Genomic DNA, 18,570 nt, shown 5'->3' with positions numbered 1-18,570 from the left:
GCAGCAGATGCATTCCGGTGTGGGGAGTGCCGCAGCCGGGGCTGGGCAGGGAGTTTATGTCTGATTCCGGGAATCGTGAAAAGATAGAGCTTTATCGGACGTACATAAAAAGTCTGCTGGTTTTGTACGGCAGAAGTGAAACTGAGGCAGAGGAAGCGGCTGAAGGGATTCTCTCAATACAGAGGACTATGGCAGAACTGCAGGAGCCTTTGGAAAAGCGAAATAACCCGTCAGGGATTGAACGTGGAAATATAGATTATCTTTCGTCGCTTTATACGAATATAGATATTCGCCCTGTGCTGGAGGCAGCGGGGATAGGAGAAGCTTCGGGAGTTGCCGCTTTTGACATACGTGAGCCTGAGCTCATATGCTGCGCGGATTCTTTTATGGAACAGGGAAATCTGCAGGTAATGAAGGATTATGCCATAGTCCGTATTATATTTGCTTTTGACAGAGAGCTTACACCTGAGATTCGCGACATGGCTGATGAGTTTTCTGCCGCTGTAGATGAAACGAGGCGCTGCCTTAATCCGTATGAAAGGGCAGAGTACAGCCAGCGGCAGACTGAAAGGCTTCTTCCGGAGCTTTACGGACGGCAGTATGCCGCTCTGACGTATGATGAAGAAACAAAAAGAGAGATACTTTCTTTTGCAGAAGAAATGAAGGAAATTTACCTCAAAAGGATTGAAGCAGCGGACTGGCTCAGCGTTCCGACAAAAAAATACGCAAAGGAAAAGCTGGACAGACTTGCAGTACGGATTGGCGCGCCTGAAAAATGGGCAGAGTATGCGGATTCGTTTGAAATAAAAAGACCGGCTGAGGGGGGAGTGCTGATAGACAATGTGCTTTCTCTTTACAGAGTACGCGCGGCGGCACATAAAGATCAGCTTTTGCGTCCATTTGATGCTTCTGAATGGGGCTTTTTGCCGCAGACGGTGAATGCTTTTTACCGGCCCTGCACGAATGAAATCATTATTCCCTATGCCATGCTGCAGGCTCCATTTTCTGATAAAAATGCAGACCGTACAGATAATCTCGGAGGTATCGGAATGATACTGGCTCATGAGATAAGTCATTCCTTTGACAGTATCGGCGCACAGTTTGATGCTGATGGGGTTCAGCGTTCGTGGTGGACAGAGGAAGATCGGGCCGCGTATAAGGAAAGAATTGATTCTATCGCGGCATTTTACGGCAGATACGTTGCAGAAGATGGGATGCGGACAAACGGTGAACAGACACTGGCTGAAAATATTGCCGACCTTGGCGGAATTTCCGTGGTAACGGAGATGGTCGGAGATGATAAGGAAGCTCTAAGAAGGCTTTATGTAAAAATTGCCAAATGCTGGCGTGCAAAAGCCGGGAGCTCTGCATGGAGGAGAATGGCGGCAGGCACGCATCCGTTTCAGTATGTGAGAATTAACGGGGCAATGAGCTCGGCCGAGGGCTTTTACCGTGCCTTTGATGTACGTCCCGGGGACGGAATGTATGTGCCGCCCGAGGAACGGGTAGGGCTTTGGTGAAAATAAAAATGGAGCTGTGAAAAATGCGAAAGCATTCTATCAACAGCTCCATTTTTATTTTATTCTCCAACCATCATCTTGATAATTTCTTTATCCGTTTCTGCCATTCCTACACGTCCGAGACGGCTGATGTTTCTTATGGTATTTTCTACACCTTTGAGTACCAGTCCGTCACCGCCGTAGAACTGCTGGCCGTTGCGGTACATTTCAAAGCCCATGATACCCGCGTCAACTGCAGCGGAGATTTTCGCCGCACAGGAGGCCTTTGCGCCGTCGCATACGATACCCGACGTGATAGCGAGGGCATTTACGATGGTGTGTATGATGGATTTGTAATCCCCTGCAACAAGATAGGCGATACCCGCTCCCGCGCCTGCGCCTGCGCTGACAGCACCGCAGTAAGCGGAAAGGCGTCCTATGCCTTCCTTTTCATGCAGGGTAACGAGGTTCGAAATCAGGAGCGCACGGTAGAGCTGCTCCCGGCTTGCGTTCAGCTCCTTTGCGTATTCGATAACAGGCAGGGAGACCGTCATGCCTTGATTTCCGCTGCCGGAGTTGATGACGACAGGCATGTCGCAGCCGTTCATTCGGGCATCGGAGCCTGCTGCCGCCCGTGCTCTCGCACGGATGCGGATATCGTTGCCGTAGGCCTTCAAAAGAACCTTTCCGATGTTCGCACCGTAGTCGTTTTTCAGCCCTTCGTCCGCGATTGCAGTATTGTAGGCAATCTGTCTGTCGAGGAGTTCTTTTACGTCATCAAGGTCTGCCGTGGTGGCAAAGTCGTAAATGTCCTCGATAGTCATACATTCATAGTCCGGCTTGCCGGGATCCTGTTTCTCTTCTGCTTCCTTATGGAGAAGTATTTCTCCGTCCTTTTCAATCTGCACGATATTGGTATGTTCGTTTGCGACACGGATTGTCGCGGAATGGTTGTCCTTTGAGGCAGTCACGATTATATCAAGAACGTGGTTTGTATCCGAGGCGCTGACTGTGATTTCCGTTTCTTCCATATATTTTCCGAGGCCCGCACGCTGCTCGGGGGTGACATGGGCTATGACTTCAAGAAGCGCGTTTTCGTCTCCCATGAATGCGCCAGCCGCGCAGGCTGCTGCTATTCCACGCCGCCCGTCGGTGTTAGGAACTATGACGCTTTTGACATTCTTTATGATGTTGCCGCTGGCTGCCACATGGAGCCTGTCAGGCACACAGCCCAGGACAGAGCGGGCCTTTGCTGCAGCAAAGGCAATTGCTATCGGCTCGGTGCAGCCCATTGCGGGAACGAGCTCGCGTTCAAGAATGGATATATAGGCTTTGTAGATGGGGTTGTCTTTTTTCATGCAGACTCTTCTTTCATATAGGATTTGTCTTGTATCAGTGGACATAGGAAAAGCCTTCCCCGAAAGAGGAAGGCTTGCAAGCTGATGAAGCACCGATCAGCGATTTGCTTTTTCTCTGCGTTCTCTTTTTTCTTTTTTCGCTTTGCGCTGGCTTGCGAGTTTCTCCGCAGCGGCTTCGTTCTGCTTCTGCTTTGCGTAGTCAACGCCCATTTTCATGATTTTGTGGCGTACCGTCATTACAGGATGGCGGATGAGCATTCCCTTGCGGGAGCCTTCCATGATTTCCATGAAAGCTGCATTGTGTTCTTCGCCGAAGCACATCATGTCGCATTTGTCGCAGATTGGTTTTGTTACGCCGTAACGGCAGCGGTTCATCTTCGGGAAGATGATTGAGAGCAGCGCGTTGCACTTAGGGCAGAGTTTGCCGTCCTTTGTTCCGTGATTGGAGTTGCAGTAGGTTGCGAAGGATTTTTTGATATTTGCTTTTTCCTTCGGAAGATTCTGTTTCAGATCCTCAACCGGATTTTTGTCTTTCTTGCGGAAGCGTTCCGGAAGAAGATTCGATAAAAAGCTCATTGGATATCACCCTTATAAAAGATTTGCATATACATAAATTTTACTTGTAATAGGAAAGAAAAGCAAGGATTTTTGAAAAGGAAGGATTTTTCGAAAATTATGCGAATATATACTTCAATACGAGTAAAGAGAGGCACGGAAATATGACTATCGGAGTTTTAATCATAGCAGGATTTGTGATTTTTGCGGCACTGATGGCAACGAAAAAATTGTCTACGCTTCTGGCACTTCCGCTGATGGCGGCGTGGGTGGCGGCAGTATCGGGGCTGTCTGCTCCTGTGTATCTTAATACTGTGCTTTTGGGCGGAGCTATGAGGCTGGGCAGTGCAATGGCTGTTGTTATTTTCGGCGCGATGTTTGCCCGCGTCATAATGAAAACAGGAATAGCAGATGCGCTGATAAAAACTGCAGCGGAGCTTGCGGGAGATCAGCCGGTGACTATCGCTCTTGTCATGTCTCTGGCGACGGTGTTTGTTTTTCTGGGGCTGAGCGGATTGGGCGCGGTAATAATGGTGGGCTCCATTGCTCTGCCCATAATGACAGGAGCCGGAATCAATCCCATAGATGCCGTGATCCTTCAGCTTTTGGCACTGGGTACAGGGCTTGCCGCAAACACGGCGAGCTACGGAATATGGATTGGCATTTTTGGCGGTGAGGTTGTGCCGTCTTATTATCTGCCGGTGTTTACGCTGTCGGTTCTTGGTATGCTTTCGTATCTGTTTATTTATGTGAAACAGCCGGGAGAAAGCTCCTTTGGGCATTTTGCCTGTGGACTTTTGAAAGGAATTATTTCTCTGCCGGGAAGTTTTTTCAGGGCGGCGGGACGTGTTTTGAACCGCAAGCCGTCATCTCTTGTGAAGGAGAGACGTGAGGTGCCGGGTGCGGCATTTCTGGCACCGGTGCTGCCTATTGTTATTGTATTCGGAGCACGGGCGGTTTTCGGGTTCGGAAAGGCAGCCGACGGCATGGTAGACCCGGTGGCTGCGGCAGTTTTCGGATTTATTTTCGCGTCCCTGTACGCAGCTGCTATAGTGCGTCCTGAGCAGCTTGTTCAGGTTTTTACAGGGGCACTTGTGGAAGGCATAAAAGATGTGGCAGGAGTTATTTTCCTTTTCATGGGAATAGGCATGCTTGTATCTTCTGTTATGCACCCGCAGGTGGCGGCAGTGCTGAATCCTCTTTTGAGGGCAGTAGTGCCGGAGTCGCACTGGGCTGTATTCGCGTTTTTTACGCTTTTGTCTCCGGCGGCGCTTTACCGCGGTCCTCTTAATATGTTCGGAATGGGAGCAGGCATTGCGGTACTGATGATGTCGTTGGGGACGATTCCGCCGGCTGTGCTGTGCGGTATATTTCTGGCTGTTGGTACGGTGCAGGGGGCAGACCCGACAAATTCGCAGAATGTATGGCTCAGCGGTTTTGTAAAAGCGGACCCCAATGACGTGCTTAAAAAGCTCCTTCCATTTTCCATGGCAGAGTGCTGTGTCCTCATGCTGTATGTGACATTGACTCAGTGGTAAAGGAGGGTGGGGAATGAGACGTGTACGGATAGGCATTGATGTGGGCGGAACCTTTACCGATGCCGTGGCTATAGATGATGAAACGTATGAAATCATAGCGCAGGAAAAGCGGCCTACGACGCATGAGGCGAAGGAGGGTGTTGCCGTCGGTATCATTGAGATACTGCATGATATTCTGACAAAAAATAATATTTCTCCTGACGAGGTCGTTTTTATAGCCCACGGAACCACACAGGCGACAAATGCTCTTTTGGAGGGCGATGTTGCAAAGGCGGGGATTATTGGTATCGGACACGGATTTTTCGCGGACAGGGTGAAATCCGATACGGACGTTGGAGATATTCCCCTGGCCCCCGGAAAGCTTCTTCGAACCGCACATGCCTTTGTGGAAACGGAAAACGCGGAATCTGTACGTGAAGAGATAGCAAGGCGGATAGATGAGCTGGCGGAGCAGGGCGCTGCGGTTATGGTTGCCAGTGAGTCCTTTGGAGTAGACCACCCCGAGGCTGAAAAGCTTGTGATGGAAATCGCGCGGGAAAAAGGATTTCCGGCGACAGGCGGACACGAGGTTTCGCATCTTTACGGCCTGCGTGTGCGTACCCGCACGGCGGTAATCAACGGGAGCCTTATACCGCGTATGATGGAAACCGCGGATATGACAGAGGCGTGTGTGAAGCGTTCTGAGATAGGGGCGCCTCTGATGATAATGCGCTGCGACGGCGGTGTAATGACTGCGGACGAGGTGAGGCGGCGTCCGATTCTTACCATGCTTTCGGGGCTTGCTGCAGGGGTTGCCGGAGCGCTTATGTACGAGAAAATGTCAAACGGTATTTTTCTCGAGGCAGGGGGAACATCAACGGATATTTCTGCGGTGCGTGACGGCCGTGTTATGGTGCGGTATGGAGAGCTTGGCGGTCACAAGATGTATCTGCGTTCGCTTGATGTGCGTACTCTGGGAGTTGCCGGTGGCAGCATGATCCGTGTTGAGAACGGAAGGATAACCGACGTGGGGCCGAGAAGCGCACATATTGCAGGACTGCCATATGAGGTTTTTGAGCCGGGGCTGAATAATCCAAAGCTTGTTCTGCTTTCGCCCTGCAGAGATGATGAGCCGGTGTTTGCGGCAGCCGAGGGAAGCGACGGACGGCGCGCAGCGCTTACTCTTGCAGGGGCGGCAAATCTTTTGGGGAGTGTTCCCGATGGAGATTATTCAAGCGGAGACAAGGAGGCGGCCCGGGCGGCGTGGCAGACCTTGGGGGCTGCAATCGGCGTTTCGGCTGAGGAAGCGGCGAGACAGACAATGGATATTGCCGCGTCAAAGGTACGCGCCATTGTGGAGGCGTTAATACGCGACTACGAGCTGCCTAAGGAAGCGGTTGTGCTCGCGGGCGGAGGAGGTAGCGCGGGAGTAATTGTGCCGTATCTCGGAAGAGTCATGGGAGTACCATGGAGAGAGGTAAAGAATGCCCCTATCATTTCAACTATCGGGGTAGCTATGGCTATGGTGCGGGAATCGGCAGAGCGTACCGTGGTGCAGCCGACGGGTGATGATGTCCGCTCCATACGCCGTGAGGCAATAGAGCGTGCAATGCAGTCGGGAGCGAGAGAAGAGACAATAGAAGTATCTATAGAGGTAGATCAGAAGGCGAATATTCTCCGTGCCGTTGCCATGGGAGCAACGGAAATAAGACAGGGCGCAAAAAGCCTTGAGGTTCCGTCTGAGAAAGAGCTTCTTAATACCGCGGCGGAGTCTATGGGACTTCCTGCGGAGCAGGTGCAGGAGATTGCCTGCCTTGGACGCTGGCATATTTTTGACGGCATACGCAAAAGAAAATCCTTCGGCATATTTGAAAATCAAAGTCATGCCGTACGCGTGATAGACAGGGACGGGGTGATACGTCTTCAGCGTGAGGGGATAGGCGCGGCTGTTTCCACGAAGGGAAAGCTTAAGGAAAGTCTCGATATTCTTTTGGAGGAAACAACGGAATACAGTACCGTTGGCGGACAGATTCCGCCTATGTTTGCATATTACGGGGAAAAGCAGCTTGATCTTTCCGGACTTGTCAGCCGCGAACAGGTGGACGAGGTGCTTGCCATGGAGATGGACGGCAGAGAGGAAAATGAGCCTGTGGCGGTGCTTGCCGTGGTGCAGTAAAATAAAAATTTCAAGTGTCGGTTAAAATGTCGGAAAACGTATTGCAAAAAGAAAACACAGGGGGTACAATGAACGCAAAATAAAGACAAACCGGCGCAATGTCCATCGCTCATGAATACCCAAAGCCGGAGCGTCTCGCGGAATGGGAGAGTGTTATGAAAAGCTTTCGTCTCACGGAAAAAGAAATGACCCGTCTTGCGGAGAAATATCCGACGCCATTTGTTGTGGTATCTCTCGAGCAGGTCGCTTATAATTATCGTTTCCTTCGGGAACACATGCCTATGGTCAATATTTTTTATGCCATGAAGGCAAACCCGTCACCAAAGCTTCTGGAGACTATGGTGGAGCTGGGGGCTTCCTTCGATACGGCTTCGGCGGGGGAGATTGAGACTCTGCACCGTATGGGAGTCTCCGGGGAGCGAATGATTTACGCGAATCCTGTGAAGACACCTGTTGGCCTTCGTGCCGCGTCGAATTGCGGCGTGCGCAGGTTTACCTTTGATGATGCAAGCGAGATTCCTAAAATGGCTGAGGCCGTACCGGGAGCGGAAGTTTTGGTGCGTATCCGCGTGAAGAACGCGAAGGCGCTTGTGGATTTGAATGCGAAGTTCGGCGCAGACCCTGCGGAGGCGGTAAGCCTTCTCAGACAGGCAAAGGATGCAGGCCTGTGTCCTGCGGGAATTGCTTTTCATGTGGGCAGCCAGTCCCTTTCGGCGGAAGCTTATGTGGAGGCACTTCTTCTCACGCGCAGACTTTTTGACGAGGCTGAGGAAGCCGGAATGCATCTCACCATGCTGGATATAGGCGGAGGATTCCCTATTCCCGGAGAGGATGGAAAAGATCCATGCGCGGTGGATATTATGGACGCGGTTGAGCGTCAGCTTGAACGACTTTTTCCTGAGACATCAATATGGTCTGAGCCGGGGAGATTTATATGCGGTACGGCGGTTAATCTGGTAACCTCGGTTATAGGTGAGAAGGTTCGCAACGGTCAGCAGTGGTATGTGCTTGATGAAGGGCTTTACGGGACATTTTCCGGAGCCATGTACGACCACTGGCGTTTTGAGATATGCTCGTACAATAAAGGGCCTGAGCAGAAGGTTACGCTTTTGGGGCCCAGCTGTGATTCGATAGATTTTGTTAAAAGAGATGTGATGCTTCCTAAGCTGTCCATGGGAGATTTAATTCTCGTTCCTAACTGCGGTTCATATACAACAGCAAGCGCGACTACCTTTAACGGCTTTGCTTTCGCGCAGACAGTATACCGTGAGGACGAGCCGGAAATCTTTGAGATAGGACAGGTTCCTGTGCAGGAACGTCTGGCATACGCGTAAGCTTTTGCATTATGAGTTGTGTTTGGGCAGATGATTCTGCACCGCTGGAGGATTTGCGATGGCGAATGAAAACGGAATCGGCAGATGGCGGAAATATAATGCGGAAATGGAGATATACGAGCAGCTTCGCGACGATGTAATGGACGACGCGAGGTCTTTAGGTATGTCGGAAAAGAAACTGAATACACTTGAGCTTGGCGTCGAGGAAATCGCCGTTAATATCATTTCCTATGCGTATGAAAAGGCCGGGCCTCTGTGGGTGCGTACATCCACGGAGGACGGCCTTTTTCGGCTTGAATTTGCCGATCACGGAAGATATTTCGATCCTTTGGCCGAGGATATGCGTCATACGGACGGCGTGCCTACGGAGGAACAGGCTGAAGGCGGATACGGAATATTTCTTGTAAAGCAGTTCTTTTCCTCTGTGACCTACCGGTATGAAGAGATGTTCGGAGAAATGGCTAATCATCTGACAATGGAGCTTTTGCTATGAACATGAAAAAGATGGGAATTCAACGGCGTATTCTGCTTTTGCTGCTGTCGGCGGGACTGGTGACTTTTTTTGTCCTTTCTGCGGCATCCTTCATCAGTTTGTACCAGGGCCGTTCCGATGCGTTGGAGACGGGCGGAGCAATGGGAAAGACAGTGGAGGGATTTGCAGAGGATTTTGCAGTACGGCAGGCGAAAAAACGTATCTCCGATGTGGCGGAGCAAAAGGCTGAAAATGTCGAGCATGTCGTAGAAGGTATTTTGGCTGATGCCGATAATATGGCAAAGACGATGACCGGAATTCTTTCAGATAGCGCTGATTACTCGCCGATTATGCTGATGACACCGACGGAATCACAGATACCGGGCAACACGGCATATATTTATCTGAGGCGGGGACTTTCCGAGAGGATTTTTTCTGATCCGGCACTTATGCGTGAGATCGGAACGGCTTCGAACATCGGGAAATGTCTGGAGTTTACGTCAAGACGTTATACTTCCGATACCTCCTGCTACATTGCATCGGATAACGGATATTTAATCTGGGCTGACGGATTGTCCAAGGGACAGACTATGGCAGAATTTCCTGAGGTATACCTGAAACAGGAATTTGATGCAGTGAAACGTCCCTGGTATATTGTAGCGAAAAAGGAGGGGCACCCTATCGTCACCGAGGTATATATTTCGGTGGAGGGAGATTCTGAGATTACCTGCGCTGCGCCTTATTACGAGAACGGAAAGTTTGCGGGAGTTGCGGGCATCAGTACGCCTCTGCACGCGCTTCATGAGATAATACAGAAAAAAAATCTGGGCGAGGAAAGTGTCAACTTCGCACTTGATGATAAAGGCTGCGTGGTGATGTCCTCAAAAACAGAAGGAACGCTGGCGGTGTCTCAGGAAAAAAGGGACCTCAGACTTTCTCCGGAGCTAAGCCTTGCGGTAGAAGCAGCGTCCATGGCAGCGGGTAAGAGTGATATAGCTCTTGTTACTGTCGATGGGGAGGAATATTATCTTGCCTATGCGCCTATGCCGCTGCTGGGGTGGAGCTTTGGTACGCTGGTTAAATGTGATACCGTGACCGCGCCTGCTGAAGAAATCGGACATATTGTAGCCTATGAGGCGAAGGCGTTTGCTGCTTCAATGGAGAGACGTTTCTTTGAGAATGCCCTTCGCACGGCAGTGCTCCTGCTTATTATGCTTTTGGTGCTTGTATACGTCAGCAGAAGAGCGGCACGGCACTTTGTGGGGCCTATACTCACGCTTTCCGAGGGAGTAAAGGAGATTGCGAAGGGAAATCTCAATAAAAAGCTTGAGGTTCGGACCGGAGATGAGCTCGAAGGGCTGGCTGACTCCGTCAATGAAATGACGGACGACCTTAAAACCTATATGGAAAATTATGCACATGCTACGGCGGACAAGGAGCGTATCGCTACTGAGCTGTCCATGGCACAGTCTATACAGGCAGGCATGCTTCCGAATATTTTCCCTAAATTCTCGGAAAACGATCATTTTGACCTTTTTGCTGCAATGGCGCCTGCCCGTGAGGTGGGTGGAGATTTTTACGATTTTTACATGCTTGATGAAGATCATCTGGCACTGACGATTGCCGACGTGTCAGGGAAGGGCGTTCCGGCTTCACTGTTCATGGTAATTTCGAAAACAATATTGAAAAATGTTGCTCTTTCTGAAGGAATCGGTGCCGATCTCGGGAAGCTCATGGAAAGGACAAATAATCAGCTCTGTGAGAACAACGAGGAAATGATGTTCGTTACGATATTTTTCGGGGTGCTGGATCTTAAGACCGGGGAATTTTCCTATGTGAATGCTGGGCACAATGCACCGTTTATAGGACGGACATCAGATGGGCATACAGAGTGGAGCTCGTTGGAAAATAAAAAGAAGAATTACATGGTGGGTGCAGTTGAAGACGCTGTCTATGATGAAAGACGGCTGACATTGGCACCCGGAGATATGCTTTTTGTTTATACTGACGGAGTAACCGAAGCAATGGACACAGACGGGAATATGTATACCGAGGCCCGACTGAAGGAAACGCTGGAGCGGGAAGGAAGGCCGGAGGTAAAATCTGAGGCGCTTCTTGCAGCCGTCCGTGCGGATATTACCGCGCACGTAAATGGGGCAGAGCCGTCGGATGATGTTACTATGCTGGGTATACGTTTCCTTGGACCGTGAGGCATGGAAGATTATGCAGATATGACAGAGCGGGAATGTTTGCGTTCCCGCTCTGTTTAATGTAAAATATTTACTGGAAAATTATGGAAAGCTGACACTTGACAAGGGAGTGTATTACATGCCTGAACTGGAGAATTTGCCTGAGGAAGCTCTCTTAGATGATATCGGAGAGAAATCGCTTCGACGGATTTTGGAATCCATGGTCAGTACAATAGAGGGAAGCAAGTCGCAGATTTTTGACGTGTATGAGGCTGCTCACAGCGAAGTTGAAAGCAGCAAGAAAAATCTGCAGGACGCAAAGCGTCTTACGCAGGAGGTCATTGACGAGGTCGATGCTCTTGAGGAGCAGGAGCAGAAGGAAAAGCAAAAGCTCGTGCTCGTCAGCTCCAGCTTTTCCGATTATTCGGAGGAGAAAATTCAAGAAGCGTATGAGTCTGTCAAAAACGTTCAGGTGCAGCTCGGTATTGCACGGGAGAAGGAGCGCCAGTTGCGCCGTCAGCGCAACCAGCTTGAGCTTCGCCTGTATCATCTGCAGAAAACCGTTGAGTCGGCACAGAAGCTGGCTATGCGTATAAGCTCCATGCTCAGCTATCTCGGAACACAGATAAGCGATGTGGTGATTCAGCTCGAAGCGGCATCAAAAAATAAATATCTGAGCGCGGCTATTATACGCGCGCAGGAGGATGAACGCCTGCGCGTGTCCCGTGAGATTCATGACGGCCCTGCTCAGGATGTGGCAAATCTTCTGCTTGAGTCGTCGATTATAGAGCGCCTTATTGATGTTGACCCGGACGAGGCAAAAATGAGTATTAAGGAGCTCAGAAAGCATCTTAAGGGCTGCCTCACGGATATCCGCCAGATTATCTTTGATATGCGTCCCATGTCCCTTGATGATTTGGGGCTTGTGGCCGCCATAGGCGCCGTTGCCCGTAAATTCCGCGACAGAGATATGCTCAACGTGCGGTTTTCTGTGGACGGAGAAGAGGTACAGCTTCCGGACCACGTAAAGACAGGTCTTTTCCGTATTGTGCAGGAGTCTCTTAATAATGTCCTGCATCATTCGGGAGTGAAAGAGGCAAATCTCCGCATGTTATATACGGATGCTGCGGTATCTATCCTCGTTGAGGATAAAGGCCAGGGCTTTGATGTAGACGAGTTTGAGATGGAGAACCAGAATGCGACAGAAGATAAGCATTTCGGTATTCTTGGTATGAGGGAACGCGCTACCATCATAGGCGCGGAGCTTTCCGTTACCTCCAGAATCGGAGAGGGAACGCGTGTCCATATCCGATATCCGCTCAAGGCGGAGCACCCGATTGGCGCGGAGGAGGAAAAGGAGACTCAGGCATGAGTGAACAGCAGCGGCAGGCGCCGCTGGCGGACGCTATGCAAGCGTATGCCGCCGGCGGCGCTCTCGCTTTTCATACACCGGGACATAAACAGGGACTTGGAGCAGACCCGCTTTTGAGAAAGCTGATTACCGAGGAAGGTCTGAAGCAGGAGGTTTCGCTGATGGCGGAGCTTGACGACCTTAATCACCCTGATGGGTGCATTAAGGAAGCCGAGCAGCTTGCTGCTGAGCTTTGGGGCGCGGAGCACGCCTTTTTTATGGTTAACGGTACTACGGGAGCAATTCATACTATGCTCATGGCGGCACTGTCGCCGGGAGATGAGGTGCTTGTTCCCAGGAATGCCCACCGCTCAATTATGGGAGGTATCGCCCTTGCAGGGGCGCGTCCTATTTATATGCAGCCTGCAGTGGACGAAAAACTGGGAATCCCGATGGGGGTCACGACAGAGTGCGTGAGGGAAACCATCAGCATGTATCCTTCTGCAAAGGCTGTTGTCGTTGTATATCCCACATATTACGGTGTGGCTAATGATCTTGAAGCAATAGTCAGTCTTGCGCATGAGCACGGAATGACTGTACTGGTTGACGAAGCGCACGGAGCACATTTGAAATTTTCGGATAAGCTGCCTCCTGATGCTATTGCGTGCGGAGCAGACCTTGTGGCACAGAGCACACACAAGACTTTAGGTTCCATGACACAGACCTCAATGCTATTTCTGCAGGGAAACCGTGTTGAGGCGGAACGTGTGCGTCGCACAATGTCGCTTCTGACATCTACGAGCCCAAACTATCTTTTGATGGCGTCCTTGGACATCGCGCGTTATCAGATGGCTAAGGAGGGAAAACTCCGCGTGGGACGCGCTTTATGGCTTTCGTCGCTTGTACGCTCTGAGGTCAATGGCATGGACGGACTGTGGTGCTTCGGGCAGGAATACATGGGTGGACCGGGGGCAAAGACACTGGATACCTCAAAGCTCACCGTGCAGGTTTCGGGGATGGGTCTGACCGGGGCAGAAGCTGAGCAGATACTCAGATGGAAATATAAACTGCAGTGCGAACTGGCGGATACGAAAAATGTGCTGTTTATTATCTCAATGGCAGACACGGAGGAAACGGCAGACCTGCTTATCCGTGCTCTCAGGGATTTTTCCTGTACTGAGCGCAGGGGTGAGGCTGCGCCTGACGTACCGCTGCAGCTTTCGGAAATTCCGCCCATGGAATGTACCCCGAGGGAAGCAATGTTTCGCCCCTCAGAGGCAGTTTCTTTTGAAGACGCGAAGGGAAAAATTGCGGCGGAGGAAATAAACTTCTATCCGCCCGGGATACCTGTAATAGTCCCCGGAGAGCGTATTACAGGGGGAATACTTGATTATATACGAAAAACCGCGGAGCTCGGAATTCGTGTTACCGGGCCGCAGGATACGACGCTGGGCACCTTGCGGGTGCTGTGCTGACGGAGGCGTAAGCATGGAGAAAAAAGGGAAGCTCATCATAATAGAAGCCGGAGACGCATCGGGAAAGGAAACCCAGACAAGACTTTTGTACGAAAAGCTGTGCGACGAAAACAAGAAAGTAAAGCGTGTGGAGTTTCCTGATTACGGGGCGGAATCCTCTGTACTTGTGCGCATGTATCTTTCAGGGAAATTCGGAAAGCAGGCTGATGATGTTGACGCATACGCTGCATCGACTTTTTTTGCAGTTGACCGATACGCATCGTACCGGACGAAGTGGCAGAAGGATTATGAGGAAGGAACGATAATTCTTTCTGACCGCTATACCACGTCTAATATGGTTCATCAGGCTATAAAGCTGACAGACGGGGCGGAACGCGAAAAATATATAGCGTGGCTGCAGGATCTGGAATATGAAAAGCTTGGGCTGCCGCGCCCTGACTGTGTTGTTTTTCTTGATATGGCCCCTGCCGTCAGTGACAAGCTGCTGGCTGCCCGAGCCAAGGAAAAGGGAACGGCGGAGGATATTCACGAAAAGGACAAAGCATATCTTCACCGCTGCTACAGCGCGTACTGCGAGACAGCAGAGAAATTCGGCTGGAAGCATGTTATCTGCAGCGACGGAGAAAACCCGCGCCCACCGAAGGATATTGCTGAAGACGTTTGGAGCGCGGTCAGGGATTATGTGTAAGGAGTTTGTATGATAAAGGAAGTACTTGTAGTAGAAGGCAAGATGGATATTGTTGCCATAGATAAAGCTGTTGAAGCGGATTGTATAACAACAGGAGGATTTTCTCTCAATAAACGCTCGCTTAATGATATTGCCGAGGCGTATAAAAAACGCGGAATCATCATTTTGACGGACCCGGACGGAGCGGGGGAAAGAATTCGCCGCTTTCTGGCAAAGAGATTTCCCGATGCGAAGCACGCGTTTATTCCCCGTGAGGAAGCTACAGCCAATAATGATGTAGGAGTGGAGCAGGCTTCGCCGGAGGCTATCAGAAAGGCACTTGAAAAGGTGCACACTCTTCAGTGGAATCCTGCTGAGATTTTTACCATGTCAGAGCTTATCGAAAACCGTCTCAGCGGCGGAGCCGAGGCATCTGAACGCAGGGCAAAGCTTGGAGCGGCTCTCGGAGTGGGCTGGGCGAACGCAAAAACTTTTTTGAAGCGTCTTAATCACTATGGGGTTACCCGTGAGGAGTTTGAAGCGGCTGTTGCCGCACTGGATAAAGGAGGCGATGGAAAGTGAAAATGCCTAAGATTGCAGACCGTGGGGTAACAAGCCATATATTAAAAGCTTTCAATCTGCATGCAAGCAAACGTCTTGGGCAGAACTTTCTCATCGACGCAGGCGTGGTGAATGGTATCGTGGCGACGGCGGAGATTGAGCCGGGAGACCGTGTGCTTGAAATCGGGCCGGGAATAGGTACACTCACCCAGGCACTGGCAGAGGCCGGGGCTGACGTGACGGCGGTTGAGCTGGATAAAAAGCTGCCTGCGGTACTGGCGGAAACTCTCAAGGCGTATGATAATGTGCGTATAGTGCCGGGAGACATTCTTAAAACGGATATCCGCGCCCTTATGGGAGATGAGCCATTTAAGGTGGTTGCTAATCTGCCGTATTACATCACGACGCCTATCATAATGGCGCTGCTTGAACAGAAGCTGCCTATTACACGTATTGTCACCATGGTTCAGAAGGAGGTTGCCGAGCGCATGACTGCCGAGCCGGGAGGCAAGGATTACGGTGCGCTTTCCGTTGCGGTGCAGTATTATACCGAGCCGGAGTTTGCCCTTAATGTTCCGCCTAAGTGCTTTATGCCTGCTCCTGCCGTCGATTCTGCGGTAATGGACTGCGTGGTGCGGACGGAACCGCCTGTTGACGTGAAGGACGAGAAAATGTTTTTCCGTGTTGTAAAAGCTTCCTTTGGACAGCGCCGCAAGACACTCACCAATGCGCTGACAGGTGTGGGGATTTCAAAGGACGACGTAAAGACAGTACTGAGCACTGCGGGCGTTGAAGGAACGCGCAGGGGTGAGACACTGACACTTGCTGAATTCGCCGCTCTGGCTGATGCAGTAACTGCATTGAACAAAAACTGAATATATTTTCAAAACGAAGCTGCCGCATGAAAATCTGCGGCAGCTTTTTGTGCTATAATATTATAAATCGAAATATTATGCGGGGGGCATCGAAGATGGAAATAACGAAAGAGAAAAACGGAACAGAGCTTACTATGACTCTTTCTGGACGTTTAGATACAATCGCTGCGGTTGACTTTGAAAAGGAACTTGAAGCATCACTGGATAATGTTACACTGCTTATCCTCGACTGCACAGAGCTGTCTTATGTTGCCTCCTCAGGGCTTCGGATTTTTCTGCGTGCGCAGAAGCGCATGAAGGCACAGGGGAAACTGGTAGTACGCCATGTGCAGGACAGTGTTATGGAGATTTTCTCCATGACGGGCTTTGATGAACTGCTTCAGATAGAAAAATGAAGCTCTAAAAAAGAAGTTTAACTGGCTGATGGATGCGTAGAGGAGAATAGCTATGCAGGAAAACAGGATTAGCTTTTACAATCTTCCGGGCAATGAACAGAAGCGGCTTACTGAGGTTTACGGTCCTCAGCCGCAAAATGGATACGCGGCGCACAGAATAGAGTATGTCCGTGAGCTGACCGCATACGAAGCATGGTTTTTCGGACACGGGAATTTCCTGTCTCCGAGCTTTTTGACACAGACACTGTATAAGTTGAAGGGGACTCTTTCACCGATTTTGTTTAACCGCACGCTCAGGGAACTGAATGTGCAGGAGGACGTGCTTCGCACAAATTACTGCGATGTGGGAGACCGTGTTCTTGCGGTAGTTACACGTGAGAGAAAAAACACAGAGCCTGTCATCTACAATAATCTGCAGGGACGGGATCCGGAAGAAATCGACGCTATGCTGTTCAAGTTTTCAGCCGCGGCCATCCGCTATCCCTTTGATGTTGAAAAGGGCGGCCTGCAGCGCATTTTTGTGTTTCACACAGGAAAAGATGAATATGCGGTGCTGCTGACAGCCGCGCAAATTATTCTGGACCGCTTTGATATCCGTAAGATATTCCGGACTGTGCTTGGTCTGAAGGAGAAAGAGCAGCCCGTAGTGCAGCCGCTGATGCGCAGCGGTCACATGGAAGCGAAGATGCATGAATATTGGAAGGAGCTTCTGGCTGCTCCGCCACGTTCCAATTCCCTTCCGTGGGAGCTGGCAAATATACAGCCTCATCCCTATAAGCAGAAGGCGCGTAATGTTGTTCTGCCGAATGAGCTGTTTAATGATTTAATCAGTGAGACGAAGGACAACCGCATGATGATGATGGCTGTGCTTGCCACCGCCTGGGGACTGCTTCTTCAGACAGAAGGACGCAGCAGGGATCTTTGCTTCTGTCTGCTTGTACCGAATCAGAACACGCAAAAGGGCGAAGCATGGCGGCCTTTCAATATGGTGCCTGTACGGCAGACTTTGGAAAAGGATGAGACCGTAGAAGGTCTCATAAAGCGGCAGTTCCAGCAGCTGCTGGTGTCAAAGCCTTATGCCTGCCTTGACTGGGAAGGTTTTGGCAGTTTCATGGAAAGAGGCGAAAAGCCCTTTGACCATTTTTTGGATTTTTACGATTTTCTATCTGAGGAAAATCCGTACTCTTTACAACCGGCTGAGCCGGAGGGCAGTATTGTTTCGAGACGTTCATGGGATGCGCAGAGCACAAAGCTGAGCCTTTATTTTCAATATACAGAAACAAAGGCTTCAATCATTATGATCTATGATGAGGATTCCTTTGCACCGGGAACGGGTGAGCGTATTGCGAAAACGTATATTATGACGCTTCAGCAGGTGCTGGCGGATTATTATAAGGGATTCGATGTTTTTCAGGATAATCTTTTTGCCCGTCTTCGTTCCGAAAAGTCGATGCAGGCTGTTTACAAAGAGGAAGAGCAGGCACGTCTGCAAAACGCCGTCTCCACTATTCAGATTCTGCAGGGGGCGAGTGCGGGAACAACGCAGCTCTTTACGCAGGCAGGAACGCTTTGCACCTACTTCGAGGGCGACCGCATCGATGGACTGGGAGACGATTTCCTTTTCGTCGTGGAAGGAAAGCTGGTCCGCAGTATCGAGGACACCGAAGGCTGGTACTGTACGCTTGGCATCGCCAAGGAAGGTTCCTGGCTTAATGAGACGGTCATGCTTGAGGAACGCAAGGCGACACTTTCAGTGGAAGTCCTGTCCGAGCGTGCTACGATTTTTGCCGTGCCTAAAGCTGCAATGCAAAAACTGCTCTTGCAGCAGCCGAACCTCTATAAAAATATCATCGCCTATATAACAAAACAGCTGGAAACCTTCCAGAGGCTCTGGGTTCAGTCGTAAGAGAAACTGCGCTGAATAAAAATGAGCTGTTAATAAAGGATACGCAAATGAAGTCAAAAGCTGCCGCAGGAAAATCTGCGGCAGCTTTTTGTGTGTAAAAAATTTTTTTGGTCCTTAATACCTTTTATGAAAATTACGATATATAATTGACGAGATTTTTAGGATGGTTATTTCAAAGGATGGATACGCCCATGACTATGACGATTATGAACAACACCGCAGCGGTAATGTCGCTGGGTG

15 protein-coding genes are annotated in these 18,570 nt (G+C 50.3%); 13 read left to right on the top strand and 2 right to left on the bottom strand.

What is annotated here, in order from left to right:
- Positions 1-1,520 (top strand): M13 family metallopeptidase (locus ACY69O_RS01850; protein ID WP_462331771.1); only part of this gene is annotated, 1,520 nt, incomplete at its 5' end.
- A 59-nt stretch (positions 1,521-1,579) separates the two neighbouring features.
- Here the strand turns inward: ACY69O_RS01850 and ACY69O_RS01845 are convergent.
- Positions 1,580-2,857: an L-cysteine desulfidase family protein gene (locus ACY69O_RS01845; RefSeq protein WP_462331770.1), complete on the bottom strand. Its 1,278-nt coding sequence runs from the start codon at positions 2,855-2,857 to the stop codon at positions 1,580-1,582.
- 96 nt (positions 2,858-2,953) lie between these two features.
- Entirely contained in the window at positions 2,954-3,433 is a 480-nt protein-coding gene (locus tag ACY69O_RS01840) for a nitrous oxide-stimulated promoter family protein (RefSeq protein ID WP_462331769.1), read from the bottom strand.
- Positions 3,434-3,576: 143 nt separating this feature from the next.
- On the opposite strand from ACY69O_RS01840, the gene ACY69O_RS01835 reads away from it, so the two are divergent.
- The 12 genes from ACY69O_RS01835 to ACY69O_RS01780 all read left to right on the top strand — a co-directional run bounded on the left by ACY69O_RS01835 (position 3,577) and on the right by ACY69O_RS01780 (position 18,330).
- Positions 3,577-4,950 carry a transporter gene (locus ACY69O_RS01835; protein WP_462331768.1) on the top strand — a complete coding sequence of 458 codons (1,374 nt, stop codon included), beginning with the start codon at positions 3,577-3,579 and terminating at the stop codon, positions 4,948-4,950.
- Between the two features lie 13 nt (positions 4,951-4,963).
- A complete protein-coding gene (locus ACY69O_RS01830; RefSeq protein WP_462331767.1) occupies positions 4,964-7,105 on the top strand; it encodes a hydantoinase/oxoprolinase family protein in 2,142 nt (713 codons plus the stop codon).
- Positions 7,106-7,260: 155 nt separating this feature from the next.
- On the top strand, positions 7,261-8,439 hold the full coding sequence (locus ACY69O_RS01825; RefSeq protein WP_462331766.1) for a type III PLP-dependent enzyme: 1,179 nt from the start codon (positions 7,261-7,263) through the stop codon (positions 8,437-8,439).
- A 58-nt stretch (positions 8,440-8,497) separates the two neighbouring features.
- Positions 8,498-8,932: an ATP-binding protein gene (locus tag ACY69O_RS01820; protein WP_462331765.1), complete on the top strand. Its 435-nt coding sequence runs from the start codon at positions 8,498-8,500 to the stop codon at positions 8,930-8,932.
- The gene (locus ACY69O_RS01815) at positions 8,929-11,121 is read left to right on the top strand and encodes a SpoIIE family protein phosphatase (protein ID WP_462331764.1); all 2,193 of its coding nucleotides are present in this window, start codon (positions 8,929-8,931) and stop codon (positions 11,119-11,121) included. Before ACY69O_RS01820 ends, ACY69O_RS01815 begins: the two co-directional genes overlap by 4 nt.
- 118 nt (positions 11,122-11,239) lie before the next feature.
- The gene (locus ACY69O_RS01810) at positions 11,240-12,472 is read left to right on the top strand and encodes a sensor histidine kinase (RefSeq protein ID WP_462331763.1); all 1,233 of its coding nucleotides are present in this window, start codon (positions 11,240-11,242) and stop codon (positions 12,470-12,472) included.
- On the top strand, positions 12,469-13,926 hold the full coding sequence (locus tag ACY69O_RS01805) for an aminotransferase class I/II-fold pyridoxal phosphate-dependent enzyme (RefSeq protein ID WP_462331762.1): 1,458 nt from the start codon (positions 12,469-12,471) through the stop codon (positions 13,924-13,926). The genes ACY69O_RS01810 and ACY69O_RS01805 overlap by 4 nt, the downstream gene beginning before the upstream one ends.
- A 13-nt stretch (positions 13,927-13,939) precedes the next feature.
- Entirely contained in the window at positions 13,940-14,614 is a 675-nt protein-coding gene (locus tag ACY69O_RS01800) for a dTMP kinase (protein WP_462331761.1), read from the top strand.
- A gap of 9 nt (positions 14,615-14,623) precedes the next feature.
- Entirely contained in the window at positions 14,624-15,175 is a 552-nt protein-coding gene (gene rnmV, locus ACY69O_RS01795; RefSeq protein ID WP_462331760.1) for a ribonuclease M5, read from the top strand.
- Positions 15,172-16,029, top strand: a complete 858-nt coding sequence (gene rsmA, locus ACY69O_RS01790) for a 16S rRNA (adenine(1518)-N(6)/adenine(1519)-N(6))-dimethyltransferase RsmA (RefSeq protein ID WP_462331759.1) — start codon at positions 15,172-15,174, stop codon at positions 16,027-16,029. The genes rnmV and rsmA overlap by 4 nt, the downstream gene beginning before the upstream one ends.
- Positions 16,030-16,124: 95 nt before the next feature.
- The gene (locus tag ACY69O_RS01785; RefSeq protein ID WP_462331758.1) at positions 16,125-16,424 is read left to right on the top strand and encodes an STAS domain-containing protein; all 300 of its coding nucleotides are present in this window, start codon (positions 16,125-16,127) and stop codon (positions 16,422-16,424) included.
- A 52-nt stretch (positions 16,425-16,476) separates the two neighbouring features.
- A complete protein-coding gene (locus tag ACY69O_RS01780; RefSeq protein WP_462331757.1) occupies positions 16,477-18,330 on the top strand; it encodes a condensation domain-containing protein in 1,854 nt (617 codons plus the stop codon).
- Positions 18,331-18,570 lie beyond the last annotated feature (240 nt).

The sequence above is a fragment of the Schwartzia sp. (in: firmicutes) genome, from assembly GCF_978017985.1.
The sequence above is the reverse complement of the archived record's forward strand: the minus strand, read 5'-3'. Positions and strand labels throughout refer to the sequence as shown.